We start from the raw sequence: 17,772 nt of genomic DNA on the forward strand, positions 1-17,772 counted from the left end.
ACACACCAATTCAAAACTTGACACGCGTCAAGTATGGCAGCCAAGATGACAACAGGTGGTGACTTTCACCACATACATGTCTCGAGAGCAGACAGGAATCCCTGGATGGCGACTATCAGCACCCCGAATTACCTCCTCGATCAGGCCATGCGGCGCCTGAAGCCCACGCCGGTCACCGTGCCGGGAATGGGCATCATCGAACGGCGTCTGAGGGCCACCGACTGGGACCAGTTCGTGCTCTCGCAACCGCCCGCAGGCAGCGGTCTCAAGCCGATCATGGGCGACGCCGGATTGCCGATCATCGGCCACCTGATCGAAGTGTTCCGCGGCGGCCCCGACTACGTCCTGGATCTGTACCGCAAGCACGGCCCGCTGTACTTCGCGCAGACCCCCGCACTGTCCCAGGTCATGGCGCTGGGTCCGGACGCGACCCAGGCCGTGTTCTCCAACCGCAACAAGGACTTCTCCCAACGCGCGTGGGACCCGGTGATCGGCCCCTTCTTCGAAGGTGGCCTGATGCTGCTCGATTTCGACGAGCACATGTTCCACCGCCGGATCATGCAGGAGGCCTTCACCCGGTCCCGGCTCACCGGCTATGTGGCCCACATCGATTCGGTGGCCACCAAAGTGCTCGCCAACGACTGGGTCCCCAACGACCCGCGTTTCCTGTTCCACCCCGCGGTCAAGGAACTGACCCTCGACATCGCGTCCGAGGTCTTCATGGGCCATCCGGCGGGCACCGATCACAAGCTCGTCACCACCATCAATCAGGCCTTCACCACCACGACCCGCGCCGGCAACGCCATCATCCGCAAGCCGGTGCGCCCCTTCGCCTGGTGGCGTGGCGTCCAGGCCCGCAAGACGCTCGAGGACTACTTCTCCAGTTCCATCGCCGAGAAGCGTCGCTCCGGCGGCACCGACATGTTCAGCGTGCTGTGTCACTCGCAGGACGAAGACGGGCAGAGCTTCACCGACGACCAGATCGTCGCGCACATGATCTTCCTGATGATGGCCGCGCACGACACCACGACATCGACGCTGACGACCATGGCCTACCACCTGGCGGCCAATCCGCAGTGGCAGGACAAGCTGCGCGAGGAGTCCGAGCGCATCGGTGACGGACCGCTGGACATCGAGTCCCTGGAGAAGCTGGAAACCTACGACCTGGTGATGAACGAGTCGCTACGGTTGCAGACCCCGCTGAGCTTCAATTTCCGCCGGGCTGTCCGCGATACCGAGCTGCTGGGTTACTACATTCCGGCCGGCACCGACGTGGTGACCTGGCCCGGCATGAACCACCGCCTGTCCGAACTGTGGACCGACCCGATGCGGTTCGACCCCGACCGGTTCGCCGAACCGCGCAACGAGCACAAGTCGCATCGCTACGCTTTCGCCCCGTTCGGTGGCGGTGCGCACAAGTGCATCGGCATGGTCTTCGGGCAGTTGGAGATCAAGACCGTGATGCACCGACTGCTGCGCCAGTACCGCTTGGAGCTGACCCGTCCGGGCTACGAGCCGTGGTACGACTACGGCGGCATGGCCGTGCCGGTGGACGGTATGCCGATCGTGTTGCGGCCGCTGCGCTGATTCACCGCATTCAGCTAAGCGTGTAACCGGTTGGCGCACGCGATCATCGCCCGCAGGGCTGACTGGACCGGGTCGCGGGCCCACCCCATGGCCCACTCCGCGCGCACGCCGTCACTGCCGTGGATGAAGGTCGCGATGCCGCCGCCGACAGCGGGCAGTTGATGGAACTTGATCATCTCGACGGCCATGCCGCGCTCGTGCAGCATCGCGGTCAGGGCCGCGACCGGGCCGGTCGCGGCGGCGGTGGCGGTCGAGATGCGGTCGCCGACGGCGATGCTCGCGCGATACCGGCGTGCGCCGGTGCTGCCGCGGCGCGGGCCGTCGTCGCCGATGCTGTCCCAACTGCCCAGGCGGACCGGCCCACGCTCGTGGCCGTAGTGGTCGAGGAAGGTGTCGTGACACATCGTGTCGGCGTGTTCGCGCAGTTCACGCGGCACGGGGCGGTCAAACAGCTCCGCGAAACGCGACGTGGTGGAGATGGCGGTGGAGGTGAACATGCGTCGGTCTTTTCTGCTCGAAAGAAGTGACCGACAGGTAGTAGCGTCCGACCCACAGCGAGGGGTCGGTCAGGATCAGACCCCGCTGTGGGTGCTGGCTACTACGAGCATGTGAAGCATGGTCGCCGAGGTTAGTCCGCGACCGCGCCCCGGGTCAAGGCGATTTGACGGCGCGGCCCAGCAACCACAGGAACGGCCGGTGGCTGGGCCGCCCATCCCGGTGCAGCGGCATGCTGTCCCGCGCGGCCGAGTACCAGGCGGCACGGGTGGCGCCGGTGAAGTCCAGTTGCCGCCCGCACCGGCCGACGAGCGCGTGCAACAGCAGCATGCCGGTACGTCCGTTGCCTTCCCGGAACGGGTGAATCTGGTTGTACCGGGCATACAGCCGGGACAGCTCCCAGGCCAGCCTCGGGTTGTCGAACCCGCTTCCGACGTCGGCCAACGCCGTTGCGGCGAGCTGGAATTCCGCCAGCCCGGCAGCGACGTCGACCTGCCAGGTGAACACCGAGTCACCGCGGCGGATGTCGACGGTACGCAACTCACCCGCCCACTCGTACACGTCGCCGAACAGTTCGCGGTGCAGGGCCCGGACGTCGATCTCCGACTCCGCCGCGGATTGCCTGCTGTGCCACAGCACCATTCGGCCCGCTGTCACCTGAAACTCCACTGCCGCCAGGTCCGGTCCGTGCTGTATCCCAAAGTTGTTGCGCAGCACTGATGTTCCGGGTATCAGGTACGGCGCCCGGCGTCGGAGGAACCGGCGCCGCGCCGGGGTCGGCGGATACTGCTCACGACACCGCGCGAGGTAGTCGCGGAAATCGAGGGCACCGGTGGCCAGTGCACCGAGCTCGACGATATGAGCGGGCTGGGGCTCCCAGCCTTCGATGCACTGGGCGACGAGCGTCTGCTGCACCGCGCGCTGCGCCGCGAGCGCCGTCGCGGTGGCTTCGGCCGCCATCAGTGGAACGCCGACGTCGACGCGAGATAGGTCAGTTTGCGGCTGACGCCGGCGATTTCTCGGGCCACACCGCGCAGCGTCGCCCGCTCGTGCGGCGGCAGCTCGGACAGCACCACCTGAGCGCCACCGGCCCGCGACATCCACCGAAATCTCAGTAGCGCGCTGAAACACTCGCGCAAGCTCGAAACATCATCGGCGTCAAGCACATTCGCGGCTCCCGCAGCGTCGAGCCGGCCCGGTGTCGACAGCGCCGTCGCACCCGCCGACAGCGCCGCCCACCGGGCGATCTTCACCAGTGGATCGATCGCCGCCAGTTTGAGGTCGACGGCGTCAGACTGGTTCGCGAGCATGCGCAGCCGGGACGGGAACGTCGCCCGGAACGTGGTGGCGTCCTGCAGCAGGTACTGGCGAGCCGGATAGTTCTCGACAGCGGCCCGGACCACCTGGGCGCGCAGCACATCCTCGGTCATCGCCCCGTCGGTCAGGTGGACTGCGTGGGAGTCGGCCAGCACGCCGGTCATCACCACGCCGCGGTCCTGCCGCGGATCGGCCGTCCAGTGCGCGATGCCCTCCGACCATTCGCTCGCCGTCCGGCAGAACCGCGGCCGGCTGGCGAGAACCCCGTTGGCGTCGGCGCGCACCCCACACCGCTCCAGCACGGCATGCACCACCGCGGCCGCCGCCAGCGCCTCGTCCCGTGCGGCGGCGTCGTCGATCACGACCAGGGTCTCGACGTCGGAACCCGCCACCGCCTCACCCCGCGCGACACTGCCCGAGACGAACCACGACCAGGACGGGCCAGGCGTCAGCCGCACGGCCGCGGCGACGCCGGACCGGAGCACCTGCGACCACGCGGCGGCGACGTCACCGGCGGGAGCCGACGCGCGCGCCGCAGCCCGCACCGCCTGCAGGCCCTGTTCGATGCCTGCGCGCAGCTCGGCCTCGTCCTCCGCCTCTTCGACGGCGCCGATCGCGTCCATACCGATATTTCTATCGAACGACAGTTACCTCCGCGTTTCGTGCACAATTTTCCGCGGTCAGCGCGGATTTTCGTGCACAAATCACGAGGTTGTAGGGTGTGCCGCGATGAGCTGGCAGCACGCACTACTTCTGCTCGCCGCCGGTATCGCGGGCGGCCTGACCGGGAGTATCGCGGGGCTGGCATCCGTCGCGACGTATCCGGCCCTACTGATGGCCGGGCTACCGCCGGTGGCGGCGAACGTGACCAACACTGTCGCGCTGACCTTCAACACCATCGGATCGGTGTGGGGTTCGCTCCCCGAACTCGACGGCATGGGGCCGTGGCTGCGCCGGGTACTGCCGGCCGCCGTACTCGGCGGAGCGGTCGGGGCCGCACTGCTGTTGGCCCTTCCCGCAGAGGGATTCGAGGTCGTGGTCCCGATACTGCTCGGCCTGTCCTCGGTCACCATCGCCATACCGCAACGGCGCGGGTCCGGCACCGAGCCCGGCCGAGCGCGGACGGCGCTGATCACCGTCGCGATCTTCGTGATCTGCTTGTACGGCGGGTATTTCGGGGCCGCGGCCGGCGTGGTGCTGCTGGCCCTGCTGCTGCACAGCGGCAGTGAGTCGATGGCCCACGCCAATGCCGCGAAGAACGTCATCCTCGGCGCAGCCAATGGTGTTGCCGCCGTTGGCTTCATCGCGCTCGCGCCGGTGCACTGGATTGCGGTGGTGCCACTGGGCATCGGGTGCCTGGTGGGGTCCCGTCTGGGCCCGGTCGTGGTGCGGCACACCCCGGCGACACCGCTGCGATTGACCATCGCGGTGGCCGGGCTGGCACTGGCCGTCAAATTGGGTTGGGATACCTACCGATAAGCGAACGGGTTGTCGCCCTTGGCAACCCGCACACCCAGCTGGATCAGCTCGGTGGCCGAGGCATGCAGCTTCTCCCCTGCCTCCCGGTCGGCCAGCCCCGCCAGGAATCGCGACCAGGTTCCTTCGATGACGATGCCCAACTTGAAGCACGCCATCGCGATGTACCAGTCCAGCTGCCCGGCCGGCCGCCCGCCCGCCGCCAGGTAGGCGTCCAGGAGCTCATCCCGACCGGCCAGGCCCCCTGCCTCGGCCAGCGCGGCGCCGACGACGATGGCATTGGGCGCTGTCGGCCAGCACACCATCATCCAGCCCAGATCCAGTAGTGGATCACCGATGGTGCACATCTCCCAGTCGACGAACGCCGCCAGCTGCGGCCGGTCGTGACGCAGCATGACGTTGTTCAGATGGCAGTCACCGTGCATGATGCCGGGCTCGCCATCGGGCGGCCGGTTGTCGGCGAGCCAGGTCGCCAGTTGCGCAACCCCGTCCAGTGATTCGGGGTCGTAGTGTTCATGCCGGTAACTCTGCAGCAAGCCGACGAACTGCGGAACCTGTCGTGCCACAAACGATCCCGGTTTCCGGATGGCCGCCAACGGGCTGCCTTCCCAGGCGACGTTGCCCAGCTGCGCCAGGCTCGCCGCGTACGAGAGCCCGACGTCATGCCGAAGACCGGCGTCGGCGGCGTAGGCCGGCGACAGTTCCTCACCCGGATTGAAGCCGTCGACCTCGGCCATCAGATAGAAGACGACGCCGAGTACCGACGGGTCCTCACAACCGGCGATGAATGCGGGATGCGGCACCGACGTCCCGGCCAGGGTCCGCAGCACGGCGATCTCGCGCTGCATGGTCTTGTCGCTCGTCGGCCGCGGATGCAGCGGCGGACGGCGCAGTACCGCGGGCCGGCCGTCGATGCGCAACCGCACCACGATGTTCTGGGTGCCGCCGGTCAGCGGCTCGACGTCGGTGAGTTGCTCACCCAGCCCTTGGTCGCGGATCCAGTCCTGGACAACGTCTCGGTCATGGTCGGTCAGAGTCGGCTGCATGATGCAGTGATTCTGGCCCGCAATCCGCCGGACGGGCAGCCAATTCTTACGATCCGTTTTCATTTGGGGTCGGGGTACCGGGCGCGTCGTACTGTGAAGGTGTGGCAGATCGACTGGACCCGCACCGACCGCTCGCCGGCCTTGCTGCCGCAGCCGTCGCGCTCGGTGTGGCTGCGCTCCTGGCGATTCCGCTTGGGCCACACTCCGATTCCCGCACCGCGGTGGGGTCGGTCGTCATCGACCTGACCCCGGGGCCGGTCAAGGAATGGGCGATCCAGACCTTCGCCACCAACGACAAACTCTTCCTCAGCGTGTCGGTACTGGTGGTCATCGCGGTGGTCGCCATGGTGACCGCACAGTTCGAGGACCGGAAGCTCGGCAGCATCACCCTGGGCCTGGCCGGCGTCCTGGGCGGCGCCGCCGTGCTGTCCCGCACCGGCGCCCACCCGGTAGACGTCGTCCCGTCGCTGGTCGGCGCAGCGGCCGGCATCGCGGTGTTGCGACTGCTGGTCTCTGATCGCCTCGGTCCCCCGACCCCGGAGGCAGACTCAGACACAGACACCCGCGCCGCCCCCGACCCCGGCCGGCGTCGCTCGCTGGCGGCACTGGGTTTCCTGGCCGCCGGCACACTCGCCGGCGTCATCGGGACGGTCCTGGGCCGCGCCGCGTCGTCGGTCGCGGGTGACCGCAGCGCCTACACCCCACCCGCCCCCAAGATGCCTGGCCCCCCGATACCCCCCGAGGTGCAGCCCGCCGGTGTCGACCTGCCGCCCTTCATCACCCCGAACGCCGACTTCTACCGGATCGACACGGCACTGTCCGTTCCTCAGGTGGAACGGCAGGACTGGCGGCTGCGGATCCACGGGATGGTCGATCGCGAAGTCACCTTCCGATTCGACGAGCTGGCCCAGTTCGAGGCGATCGACAAGGTCGTCACGCTCACCTGTGTGTCAAACCCCGTGGGCGGCAACCTGATATCGAACGCCACCTGGACCGGCTACCGGGTGCGCGACCTGCTGGCGCGGGCCGGCGTCCACTCCGACGCCGACATGGTGCTGTCCAAGTCCATCGACGGGTTCACCGCGGGCACGCCCGTCGAGGCGCTGACCGACAACCGCGACGCGCTGCTCGCTGTCGCCATGAACGGCGAACCGCTGCCGACCGAACACGGCTACCCGGCGCGGCTGGTGGTGCCCGGCTTGTACGGCTACGTCTCGGCGACCAAGTGGCTCGTCGATCTCGAACTCACGAGATTCGATCGGGCCCAGGCCTATTGGACACGGCTCGGCTGGTCGGCCCACGGCCCGATCAAGACCGAGTCACGCATCGACGTGCCGCGCGCCGGGTCCGCCGTGCCGATGGGTACCGCGACATTCGGCGGCGTCGCGTGGGCACAGCATCGCGGGATCCGCACGGTAGAGGTGCGCATCGACGACGGCCCGTGGCGACCGGCGACGCTGGGCGCCGCATATTCCGCCGACACCTGGCGGCTGTGGAGCTACACCTGGCAGGCAGACCAGCCCGGGCGCCACACCATCACCGTCCGTGCCACCGACAACACCGGCGCGGTCCAGACCTCCGATGTCGCCGGCGCCGTGCCCGACGGCGCGACGGGCTGGCACTCGGTGCCCTTCACGGTCGCCTGACGGGAGTCCGAAATATTCGGTTGGCGGGGCGGATCCGCGTCACTACGGTGACCGGATGACCGAACCCGCCCACCAGTGGCGCATCGATCTCCGGGCCCGACTGATCGCGGCGCGCAAGTCGAAGGACAGCGTTTCCACCGCGGCGATCCGCAGTGCGCTCAGTGCCATCGACAATGCCGAGACCCCGGACGTGCCCCTGCCGCGCGCCGGCGCCATTGCCGACAGCGCACACGGTCTCGGCGCCGCCGAGGTCGCCCGTCGGTGTCTGACAGAAGACCAGATCCGCGAGCTGATCCAGGCCGAAGCCGACGAACGTCGAGCCGCCGCCGAACACCTGAGGTCAGCCGGCCACGACGACCGTGCCGAGCAGGTCCAGGCGGAAGCCGCCGTACTGCGTCAGCTACTCGGCACCGACTGAGCATCCTTGTCGGACCCCCGTGCAAAGCTGGGCTCGTGCTCCTCGCCGACGTCGCCGCTACTTCAGCCGAAGTCGGCGCGGTGTCTGGGCGGTTGGCGAAGATCAGCCGGATCGCCGCTCTGCTCGGCGCCGCGGCCGACGATCCGGCCACTGCCGCCATCGTCGTCGACTGGCTGTCCGGTGAGCTGCCGCAGCGACAGATCGGGGTCGGCTGGGCAGCCCTGCGCTCGCTACCGTCACCAGCTGACGATCCGACGCTGACCGTCACCGAGGTCGACGCGGCGCTGACGGCCATCAAGGCGGTCGCGGGCCGGGGTTCGGGCGCCGCGCGCACCGAGCTGCTCCACGCCCTGTTCGGCGCGGCCACCACGATCGAGCAGGCTTTCCTTCGTGGGTTGCTCAGCGGCGGACTGCGCCAGGGCGCGTTGGCCGGAGTGATGGCCGACGCCGTGGCGAAGGCGGCCGGCATCCCGGCCGCCGACGTACGCCGCGCCGCGATGCTCAGTGGTGACCTGGCCACCGTCGCGGCCGCGGCGATGTCCGACGGCGCCGACGGCCTGCGGCGCTTCACGCTCACCGTCGGCCGCCCGGTGGGTCCGATGCTGGCCCAGACGGCGACCGGTGTCGGCGACGCCCTCGAAAAGCTCGGTGGCGCTGCGATATTCGAGACGAAGCTCGACGGGGTCCGGCTACAGATTCACCGGGCCGGCACCGAGGTGTCCGTCTACACCCGCAGCCTGGACGACATCACGGCCCGCGTGCCCGACGTGGTGAGCGCGGTGCTGGCACTGCCGGTGACGAACCTGATCGCCGATGCCGAGGCCCTGGCGATGCGCCCCGACGGCCGTCCGCACCGGTTCCAGGTCACATCGTCACGGATCGGCAAGCGCTCCGACGATGGGGCACAACCGCTTTCGGTGTTCTTCTTCGATATCCTGCATCGCGACGGCACCGATCTGCTGGATCAGCCGGCCGACCTCCGCCGCCGGGCACTCGACGAGGTGGTCCCCGAGCCCCTCCGGGTACGACGCTGCGTCACCTCGGATTCGGTTGTCGCCCAGCAGTTCCTCGACGAGACGTTGGCCGCCGGCCACGAAGGCGTGATGGCCAAGCACCCGGCGTCGCCGTACGAGGCGGGCCGGCGTGGCGCCGGCTGGCTGAAGGTCAAGCCGGTGCACACCCTGGACCTGGTGGTGCTCGCGGTCGAGTGGGGCTCAGGGCGGCGCACGGGCAAGCTCTCGAACATCCATCTGGGCGCGCGTGATCCGGCCACCGGCGGTTACGTCATGTTGGGCAAGACCTTCAAAGGGATGACCGACGCGATGCTGGACTGGCAGACCGCACGGTTCACCGAGCTCGCTGACGGGCCGCTGGACGGTTATGTGGTACGGCTGCGGCCCGAGCAGGTCGTCGAGATCGCGTTCGACGGCGTACAGGGCTCGAGCCGTTACCCCGGCAAGATGGCCCTGCGGTTCGCCCGGGTACTGCGCTACCGCGACGACAAGCGTCCCGACGAGGCCGACACCATCGACACCGTCCGGTCGCTGTACGAACGCTGAGGGTTACCCCGCGATCCGGAACCACCGATGACAGGATGTGGGGCATGTCACCAGCCACCGCGCACCCCGACGAGTCCGTCGGTGACGTCACCTACGTGCATACCGACCCGGACCTGCCCCCGGTCGCGATCATCGACCGCTCGCCCATCACCGCCCGGCATCGGGCGATCTTCGGCGTCATCGCGGTGCTCGCCGCAGTGGCGTGGGCCGTCATCGCTTTCGCCCGTGGCGAGGCGGTCAACGCGGTGTGGTTCGTCATCGCCGCGATCTGTACCTATGTCATCGGATACCGGTTCTACGCGCGGCTGATCGAGATGAAGATCGTCAAACCCCGCGACGATCACGCGACCCCGGCCGAGCTCCTCGAGAACGACACCGACTACATGCCGACCGACCGCCGCGTCCTGTTCGGCCATCACTTCGCCGCCATCGCCGGCGCCGGCCCGCTGGTCGGACCGGTACTCGCCATGCAGATGGGCTACCTGCCGGGCACCATCTGGATCATCGTCGGTGCAGTCGTCGCCGGGTGTGTGCAGGACTACCTGGTGCTGGTCATCTCGACGCGGCGCCGTGGCCGGTCCCTCGGCCAGATGGCGCGTGACGAGCTCGGGCCCATCGGCGGCGTCGCCGCCATCGTGGCGGTACTGGTGATCATGGTGATCCTGCTGGCGGTGCTGGCGCTCGTCGTGGTCAACGCGCTCGCCGAAAGCCCGTGGGGCGTGTTCTCCATCGCGATGACCATTCCGATCGCCATCTTCATGGGCCTGTACCTGCGGTTCCTACGGCCCGGCCGGGTTTCCGAGGTGTCACTGATCGGTGTCGCACTGCTGCTGTTGGCTGTGGTTTCCGGCGGCTGGGTCGCCGAAACATCCTGGGGTGCAGACTGGTTCACGCTGTCCAAGGTGACGCTGTCATGGTGCATCATCGTGTACGGCCTGGCCGCGTCGGTGTTGCCAGTGTGGCTCCTACTCGCGCCCCGCGACTATCTGTCGACGTTCATGAAGGTCGGCACCATCGCGCTGCTGGCTGTCGGCATCCTGATCGCCGGCCCCGTCATGGCCGCTCCCGCGGTGTCCCAGTTCGCCACGCGGTCCGACGGTCCGGTGTTCGCCGGTGCGCTGTTCCCGTTCCTGTTCATCACCATCGCGTGCGGCGCGCTGTCGGGCTTCCATTCGCTGATCTCGTCCGGCACCACGCCGAAGCTGCTGGAAAAGGAAGGGCAGACACGGCTCATCGGCTACGGCGGCATGCTGACCGAGTCGTTCGTCGCGATCATGGCGCTGATCACCGCGGCGATCCTCAACCAGCACCTCTATTTCGTGATCAACTCCCCCGGCGCCGCTACGGGTCCCAGCGCCGCGACCGCGGCCACCTACGCCAACGGGCTGGGCCTGGCCGGCGCGCCGATCACCCCGGCCGAGATCACCGCCGCAGCCACGGATGTCGGTGAGCACTCGATCGTCTCCCGTACCGGCGGCGCCCCGACACTGGCGCTGGGGATGTCCGAAGTGCTGCACCAGGTGTTCGGCGGCTCGAACATGAAGGCCTTCTGGTACCACTTCGCGATCATGTTCGAGGCGCTGTTCATCCTCACCACCGTCGACGCCGGCACCCGCGTCGCGCGCTTCATGTTGTCCGACGCTCTCGGCAATCTCGGTGGGCCGCTGCGCAAGCTGCGCGATCCGAGCTGGCGCATCGGCGCGTGGGCCTGCAGCCTGATCGTCGTCGCGGGTTGGGGCAGCATCCTGCTGATGGGCGTCACCGACCCCCTCGGCGGCATCAACACGCTGTTCCCGTTGTTCGGCATCGCCAACCAGCTACTCGCGGCCATCGCACTGACGGTCGTCACCGTTGTGGTGATCAAGAAAGGCCTGCTGAAATGGGCCTGGATTCCAGGGCTGCCACTGTTCTGGGACGCCCTGGTCACCCTCACCGCGTCGTGGCAGAAGATCTTTTCCCACGACCCGAAAATCGGTTACTGGCAACAGCATTCGCAGTACCTGGCAGCCAAGGCCGCCGGCAGGACAACGTTTGGCTCTGCCAAGAACCCCGACCAGATCGACGCCGTCATCCGGAACACGTTCATCCAGGGCACGCTGTCCATCGTGTTCGCCGTGCTGGTGGTGATCGTCGTCCTGGTCGGCATCGTCGTCGCCCTGCAGGCCATCCGCGGCGGCGGCCGGCCACTGACCGATGACGAGCCGGTGCCGTCACGGCGATTCGCCCCGCGCGGACTGATCGCCACCGACCGGGAGAAGGAGGTGCAGAAGCAATGGGACGAGCTACCGAGCTCGCGCGCCAGTTCAGTTGGTACTGGTCATCACTGATGGGCGACAACCACTACGCGCGGTACCTGGAACATCACCGTCGCACGCACGCCGGGGAACCGCCGCTGAGCGAGCGCGACTATTGGAAAGCCCGGCACCGCGCCGCCGACGTCAACCCGCAAGGCCGCTGCTGCTGACTTTCGAACCGCCCGCGTAACTCGAGACAAACCGCATACCGCACGCGCAGAATCTCTGGCAGGGCGTCCGTCCGGCACACGGGAGGGAATGCTGATGGGGAAACGCATCGTGGTGTGTTGTGACGGCACCTGGAATACGCCCGACGAACTGCGACACGGCCAAGCCAGCCCGACGAACGTCTGCAAGCTCGCCCTCGCCGTGGCAGACCGCGCGGGCGACGGCAAAAAGCAAGTGACGTACTACCGCAGCGGGGTCGGCACGATCCGGTCCGAAAAGTTCACCGGCGGCGCTTTCGGTGTCGGATTGTCGCGCGACGTGATGTCGGCGTACCGGTACGTCGTCGCCATGTACGAGCCGGGGGATCAACTTTTCCTGTTCGGTTTCAGCCGCGGCGCCTTCACCGCACGTAGTGCGGCGGGATTCATTCGCAACTGCGGCATCCTGCGCCGTGAGCACGCCGACCGGATCGACGAGGCCTACGCGCTCTACCGCAGCCACCACAGCGCCACCAAGCCGCGGGGCATCGAGTCGACGCTGTTTCGCCAGGCGTATTCGCATGAAGCGTCGGTCTACTTCATCGGCGTCTGGGATACCGTTGGCTCACTGGGCATTCCATTGGTGGGCAATCCGCTGATCAACCTGATCAACAAGCGCTGGCAGTTTCACGACACCGACCTGAGCTCCACGGTCAGTTTCGCCTACCAGGCCCTGGCCATCGACGAACAGCGTCGCCCCTTCCAGCCCACCCTCTGGACCCAGCCGAAGGATGCGCCGGCCCAGAAGCTCGAACAGGTCTGGTTCTCCGGTGTCCACTGCGACGTTGGCGGCGGCTATTTCACCCACGAACTCAGCGACATCACGCTCAGCTGGATGACCGAGAAGGCCCGCAGGTGCGGCCTGCATTTCAAGCCCGGGGCCTTCGCCGTGCACCCGCCGGTCCCCCCAACTTCCGCCGACACCGTGCCAATTGTCGACGCGTACACCAGCATTCAGCCCAATCCGCTGGGCGAGAAGCACAATTCCATGACGCTCATGTACCGGCTGCTGGGGCGCTACGTCCGACATATCGGCGAGAAGGATCCCGAGCACGAATACGTGTCCGCCACGGCGATCACCCGAGAAAGGAAGGACCCCGAGTACCGCCCGAAGCCGCTGGCGAAGCCGCCCGAGGGCGGGTTCCCGACCATGGATGTCGGCGGGGACTGAACGATGTCGGGGATCACTACCGTCACCCATCTCCACGAGTGCCTGACCGCCTGACCAACCTTCCGCACAGTGGACGCATGCGGCTTCCGGCACCTCACCGGGTGGTACCAAAAGAGACGATCCTCACTCCGTGGTACTAAATGAGTGTATGGACAGATGTCCAGCTGTTGCCCCACCAGCCTTAGGAGAAATGTGCTGTTCACGGTTTCCGACGTCACCGACGCCGTCGCTGCAGCCATCCCGGACCGGACCCTCGTCATTCAGGGCGATCGCCGCCTCACCTACGCCGAGGTCGTCGCCCGCGCCAATCGGCTGGCCGCCTACCTGCACGCGCAGGGTCTGGGCGTGCACACCGAGCGCGATCAGCTGGCGGGCCACGAAGTCGGGCAGGACCTGGTCGGCATCTACGCCTACAACGGCCCCGAGTTCGTCGAATCCCTGCTCGGCGCGTTCCGGGCACGGGTGGCGCCGTTCAACGTCAACTACCGCTACGTCAAGGCGGAGCTGCAGTACCTGCTGAACGACGCCGGCGCCTCGGCGCTGATCTACCACGCCGCGTTCGCACCGACGCTGGCCGAGGTGCTGCCCGACCTGCCGAACCTCAAGGTGCTGATCCAGATCGCCGACAGCTCGGGCAACGGGCTGCTGCCCGGCGCCGTCGATTACGAGACCATCGTGACGGCCGATGTCCCGCCGCCGCCGGTGGCGCCGTCGCCCGAAGACCTCTACGTGCTCTACACCGGCGGCACCACCGGCATGCCCAAGGGCGTCCTGTGGCGTCAGCATGACATCTTCATGGCCTCGTTCGGCGGCCGGAACGCGATGACGGGCGAGCCTGCCCAGTCGGCGCAGGAGATCGTCGACCGGGCCTCGGCCGCCGGCGAGATGCGGATGATGATCCTGCCGCCGCTCATGCACGGCGCCGCACAGTGGGCCGTGATGACCGGCATCAACAACGGCCAGACCATCGTGTTCGCCGAAGACGTCGAGGCCTTCAACGCCAAGGAGATCGTCGAGACCATCGCCCGCGAGAAGATCGCCGTCGCGACGGTCGTCGGTGACGCCATGGCCCGGCCGCTCGTCACCGCCATCGAAGAAGCCATGTCCGACGGCAGCCACGACCCGACCTCGCTGGTCGTCGTCGCCAACGGCGGCGCGCTGTTCACCCCGGCCGTGAAGGGCCGGCTGGTCGCGGCACTGCCGAACGCCATGGTCATCGACGGTGTGGGTTCGTCGGAGACCGGCGCCCAGATGTCGCATGTGTCGACGAAGGCCAACGTCTCCAGCGGCACGTTCACCGCCGGTCCGGCCACCCGGATCGTCTCGGAGGACTTCTCCGCGCTCCTGGCCCCGGGCCATGAGGGCAACGGCTGGCTGGCCCAGGAGGGTTACGTACCGCTCGGCTACAAGGGCGACGCGGCCAAGACGGCCAAGACGTTCCCGGTGATCGACGGCATCCGCTACGCGGTACCGGGCGACCGGGCCCGACTGCTGGAGGGTGGCACGGTCGAACTGCTCGGCCGCGACTCGGTGACCATCAACTCCGGCGGCGAGAAGATCTTCGCCGAAGAGGTCGAGTCCGCCATCGCGTCGCACCCGTCCGTGGTCGACGTCGTCGTCGCCGGACGCCCGAGCGAGCGCTGGGGCAACGAGGTCGTCGCGGTGGTGGCGCTCGCCGACGGCGCTGCCGTCGATGCCGCGGAGCTCATCAACCACGCAGCGGAATCCATCGCCCGCTACAAGCTGCCCAAGGCCATCGTGTTCCGGCCGGTCATCGTCCGCAGCCCCGCCGGCAAGGCCGACTACCGCTGGGCCAAGGAGCAGGCGCTCCAGGACTGACTAGCTCCCAGCCCACTGCTTGGCGCGGTCGAGTTCGTCGAGCCCGAAGACCTGGAGTTCGCCCGGAATCATCCAGGCGACGGCGTGCAACGTGTGCGCCACCCAGGCTTTGTCGGACACCACCGCGATGCGCTTGAAGGCCGAGTGGTGCTTGAACAGTGCACCGAACCCGACCTTCAGATCCTCGGCCAGTCCCCCGGGCCCGAAACCTTCGTAGTCGGAGGCGATGACCTCGACGATCCTGATCTCGCCGCCGACGACAAGATCGTCCATGGTGGGCTCGAATTCTCGGATGTCGTCACCGCTCACCCGACCCGAAACCCGAATGCCGGTCACGCCCTGAGGCATGTCTGACAGCACTTCGATCATGTCGCCAGCCTACGTCGTCGACCTACCTCGCGAGCAGACGTAAAACTGTCGTTTTCACCCGGAAAATGACAGTTTTACGTCTGCTCACGAGGAGAACTCAGGCCCCGAACCGCGCCAATGGATCGGCGGTTGCCTCGATCTTGGCGACGAGTCCGTCGCGAATGGTCAGGACCACCACTGCGAAAAGCTGCCGGTTGGCGAATGCCAGCAGTACGGGTTGTCCGAGCGGGCCGGCGACCACGGTGGTTCCCGGACCGAGGTACAGCATCAAGTTCTCGGCGACGAGCTGGGGGCCGTGGTTGACGATCGGCGGTATCGGCGGATCGGTGAGCACCGTGCCCACACCCCAGACCGTCGGATCCAGTACCGCGGCCAGTGCCTGCACGTCGCCGCCGGCGCAGGCCGTGATGAATTTCTCGGTGACGAGTTGATGTTCGGCAGCGACGATGTCATCGGATTTCAGGTCGGGGTTCGCCACCTTGGCCCGGGCCCGGCGCGCCAGTTGCCGGCAGGTGCCGACCGGCCTGCCGACCGTCTCGGCGATCGACTCGAACGGGACGCCGAAGACGTCGTGCAGGATGAATGCCACCCGCTCGCCGGGACTCAATTGCCGCAGCATCCGCAGGAGGGCACCCGACACTTCGTCGTCCAGAGTGACCCGGTCTGCCGGGTCGGGCTCGCTCGACGTCCGCGGCGGCAACTCATCGTGCCCGGTCGGTTGTTCCCGCCGCGCCCGCGCCGACCGCGCCAGGTCGAGACACAGCCGGCCGGCGACGGTGGTAAGCCAGGCACGGACATCCTCGATTTCACCCGGCCCCGTGCGAGAAAGCCGCAGAAAAGCTTCCTGCGCAACATCTTCGGCGTCGCCGACGTCACCGAGCATCTGGTAGGCGAGATTGACCAGATACGGGTGGTGGCTGTGCCAGGCCTCGTTGATTTCTGCCATGAGTTGATGACGATCCAGGGTGGTCAAAAGTTACCGCACTGCCCCATCATCCCGCGATGTAACTTTTCCCGACGGCGCGCCGTCCTTGTTTCATGACCATTCTCATCACCGGGGCCACCGGCAACGTCGGCCGCCCCCTCGTAGCCCAGTTGCACGCCGCAGGCGTGAAAGTCCGTGCCGTCACCCGCAATCCATCCGCGCACTTCCCACCCGGCGTCGAGACCGTGCCGTCCGTACGCGACGGTCTGCCCGGAGCCGGCGCGGTGTTCCTCAATTCCCGCGCCCTCGGACCCGACCTCGCGTGGACGGTCGAGGCCGCGAAAGACGCCGGCGTCACCAAGCTGGTGGCGCTGTCGGCCATCAACGCCGACGACGACTTCTCCCGCCAGCCTTCGCGGTTCCGGGGCGACCGCAACAAGGAAGTCGAGCAGCTCGCCGTCGACTCCGGACTGCCATGGGTCAGCCTGCGGCCGGCGTTGTTCGCCACCAACTTCATCGGCATGTGGGCCGGGCAGCTGCAAGCCGGTGACGTCGTGGCCGGCCCTTACGCAGCCGCGTCCAGCGCGCCGATCGTCGAGGCGGATATCGCCGCTGTCGCCGCACACGGCCTGCTCACCGACGACCTGGTCGGTCGCAAGATTCCGCTGACGGGTCCGCAATCGCTCACCAACGCCGAACTGCTGGCCATCGTCGGTCAGGTGCTGGGTCGTGATCTGCGCTACCAGGAAATCCCGGTCGAAAAGGTCCGCGAGCGGTTCGTCGCGATCGGCTTTCCCCCCGAATTCGGCACCGCTTACACCGCCCTGCTGGCCGAAACAGTCGGCACCCCGGCACCGGTCAGCGACGAGGTCCACCGCATCCTCGGCCGCACCGCGCAGACTTTCGCCGACTGGGTGGGCAGCCACCGCGCCGTGTTCGCCCGAACTCTGCAACCCCAACTCTGAGAGGAGCATCGACATGACTGATCCCCGACCGCCGCGCTACCTCAAGCCGATGAACAAAGTCGTTGTCGCCGTAGGCAAACTCGGCATCCCGGTGGGCCCCGCGATGGTGTTGACCGTGCCCGGCCGCAAGACCGGGACGCCCCGGAGCACCCCGATGACGCCGTTCGTCGTCCACGGCGCGATGTATGCGGTGGCCGGCTATCCGGGCGCGCACTGGGCACTCAATGCCCGTGCCGCCGGTACCGGCACCTTGACGCGGGGCCGCAGGTCCCGGCCCGTGAAGATCACGGAGTTGACGGTCGACGAAGCACGCCCGGTGCTGCGGGAGTTCCCGGTGCAGGTGCCGGTCGGCGTGAAATTCGCCAAGAGTTCCGGCATGGTCACCGAGGGCACGCCCGACGAATTCGAGTCGCTGGCAGGCAGACTCGCGGTCTTCCGGTTCGACCCGCTGGGCTGATC

17 protein-coding genes are annotated in these 17,772 nt (G+C 67.6%); 11 read left to right on the forward strand and 6 right to left on the reverse strand.

Going from position 1 to position 17,772, the window contains the following annotated elements:
- Window positions 1–105: 105 nt before the first annotated feature.
- Window positions 106–1,587, forward strand: coding sequence for a cytochrome P450 (locus tag ACWW1C_RS17490; protein WP_455979554.1), 1,482 nt, complete (start codon window positions 106–108; stop codon window positions 1,585–1,587).
- Between the two features lie 14 nt (window positions 1,588–1,601).
- Here ACWW1C_RS17490 and ACWW1C_RS17495 read toward each other — a convergent pair whose 3' ends face one another.
- The 3 genes from ACWW1C_RS17495 to ACWW1C_RS17505 form a co-directional block, all read right to left on the reverse strand.
- On the reverse strand, window positions 1,602–2,084 hold the full coding sequence (locus tag ACWW1C_RS17495) for a homocitrate synthase (protein WP_455979555.1): 483 nt from the start codon (window positions 2,082–2,084) through the stop codon (window positions 1,602–1,604).
- 154 nt (window positions 2,085–2,238) lie between these two features.
- Window positions 2,239–3,042, reverse strand: coding sequence for a Fic/DOC family protein (locus tag ACWW1C_RS17500; RefSeq protein ID WP_455979556.1), 804 nt, complete (start codon window positions 3,040–3,042; stop codon window positions 2,239–2,241).
- Window positions 3,042–4,022 (reverse strand): putative nucleotidyltransferase substrate binding domain-containing protein, encoded by a 981-nt coding sequence (locus tag ACWW1C_RS17505; protein ID WP_455979557.1) that lies wholly within the window; start codon window positions 4,020–4,022, stop codon window positions 3,042–3,044. The genes ACWW1C_RS17500 and ACWW1C_RS17505 overlap by 1 nt, the downstream gene beginning before the upstream one ends.
- 106 nt (window positions 4,023–4,128) lie before the next feature.
- On the opposite strand from ACWW1C_RS17505, the gene ACWW1C_RS17510 reads away from it, so the two are divergent.
- Complete coding sequence (locus ACWW1C_RS17510; RefSeq protein ID WP_455979558.1) at window positions 4,129–4,878, forward strand: sulfite exporter TauE/SafE family protein; 750 nt, start codon at window positions 4,129–4,131, stop codon at window positions 4,876–4,878.
- Here the strand turns inward: ACWW1C_RS17510 and ACWW1C_RS17515 are convergent.
- Window positions 4,869–5,921 carry a phosphotransferase family protein gene (locus ACWW1C_RS17515; protein ID WP_455979559.1) on the reverse strand — a complete coding sequence of 351 codons (1,053 nt, stop codon included), beginning with the start codon at window positions 5,919–5,921 and terminating at the stop codon, window positions 4,869–4,871. The two genes, ACWW1C_RS17510 and ACWW1C_RS17515, sit on opposite strands and share 10 nt — an antisense overlap.
- 101 nt (window positions 5,922–6,022) lie before the next feature.
- Between ACWW1C_RS17515 and ACWW1C_RS17520 the strand changes: the two genes are divergently transcribed.
- The 7 genes from ACWW1C_RS17520 (at window position 6,023) to ACWW1C_RS17550 (ending at window position 15,054) form a co-directional block, all read left to right on the forward strand.
- Entirely contained in the window at window positions 6,023–7,567 is a 1,545-nt protein-coding gene (locus ACWW1C_RS17520) for a molybdopterin-dependent oxidoreductase (RefSeq protein WP_455979560.1), read from the forward strand.
- A gap of 55 nt (window positions 7,568–7,622) precedes the next feature.
- Window positions 7,623–7,985, forward strand: a complete 363-nt coding sequence (locus ACWW1C_RS17525) for a GatB/YqeY (RefSeq protein WP_455979561.1) — start codon at window positions 7,623–7,625, stop codon at window positions 7,983–7,985.
- 35 nt (window positions 7,986–8,020) lie between these two features.
- Entirely contained in the window at window positions 8,021–9,544 is a 1,524-nt protein-coding gene (locus tag ACWW1C_RS17530) for an ATP-dependent DNA ligase (RefSeq protein WP_455979562.1), read from the forward strand.
- A gap of 44 nt (window positions 9,545–9,588) precedes the next feature.
- Window positions 9,589–11,871, forward strand: a complete 2,283-nt coding sequence (locus tag ACWW1C_RS17535) for a carbon starvation CstA family protein (RefSeq protein WP_455979563.1) — start codon at window positions 9,589–9,591, stop codon at window positions 11,869–11,871.
- On the forward strand, window positions 11,871–12,008 hold the full coding sequence (locus tag ACWW1C_RS17540) for a CstA-like transporter-associated (seleno)protein (protein ID WP_455979564.1): 138 nt from the start codon (window positions 11,871–11,873) through the stop codon (window positions 12,006–12,008). The genes ACWW1C_RS17535 and ACWW1C_RS17540 overlap by 1 nt, the downstream gene beginning before the upstream one ends.
- A gap of 94 nt (window positions 12,009–12,102) precedes the next feature.
- Entirely contained in the window at window positions 12,103–13,215 is a 1,113-nt protein-coding gene (locus ACWW1C_RS17545; RefSeq protein ID WP_455979565.1) for a DUF2235 domain-containing protein, read from the forward strand.
- A 156-nt stretch (window positions 13,216–13,371) separates the two neighbouring features.
- Window positions 13,372–15,054, forward strand: a complete 1,683-nt coding sequence (locus ACWW1C_RS17550) for an acyl-CoA synthetase (protein WP_455979566.1) — start codon at window positions 13,372–13,374, stop codon at window positions 15,052–15,054.
- On the opposite strand, the gene ACWW1C_RS17555 is transcribed toward ACWW1C_RS17550, so the two are convergent.
- Window positions 15,055–15,423: an STAS/SEC14 domain-containing protein gene (locus ACWW1C_RS17555; protein WP_455979567.1), complete on the reverse strand. Its 369-nt coding sequence runs from the start codon at window positions 15,421–15,423 to the stop codon at window positions 15,055–15,057.
- A gap of 97 nt (window positions 15,424–15,520) precedes the next feature.
- Entirely contained in the window at window positions 15,521–16,369 is an 849-nt protein-coding gene (gene sigI, locus ACWW1C_RS17560; protein ID WP_455979568.1) for an RNA polymerase sigma factor SigI, read from the reverse strand.
- 92 nt (window positions 16,370–16,461) lie between these two features.
- On the opposite strand from sigI, the gene ACWW1C_RS17565 reads away from it, so the two are divergent.
- A complete protein-coding gene (locus tag ACWW1C_RS17565) occupies window positions 16,462–17,313 on the forward strand; it encodes an NmrA family NAD(P)-binding protein (RefSeq protein ID WP_455979569.1) in 852 nt (283 codons plus the stop codon).
- A 13-nt stretch (window positions 17,314–17,326) separates the two neighbouring features.
- Window positions 17,327–17,770: a nitroreductase/quinone reductase family protein gene (locus ACWW1C_RS17570; protein WP_455979570.1), complete on the forward strand. Its 444-nt coding sequence runs from the start codon at window positions 17,327–17,329 to the stop codon at window positions 17,768–17,770.
- Window positions 17,771–17,772 lie beyond the last annotated feature (2 nt).

Source organism: Mycobacterium sp. HM-7, from assembly GCF_053852335.1.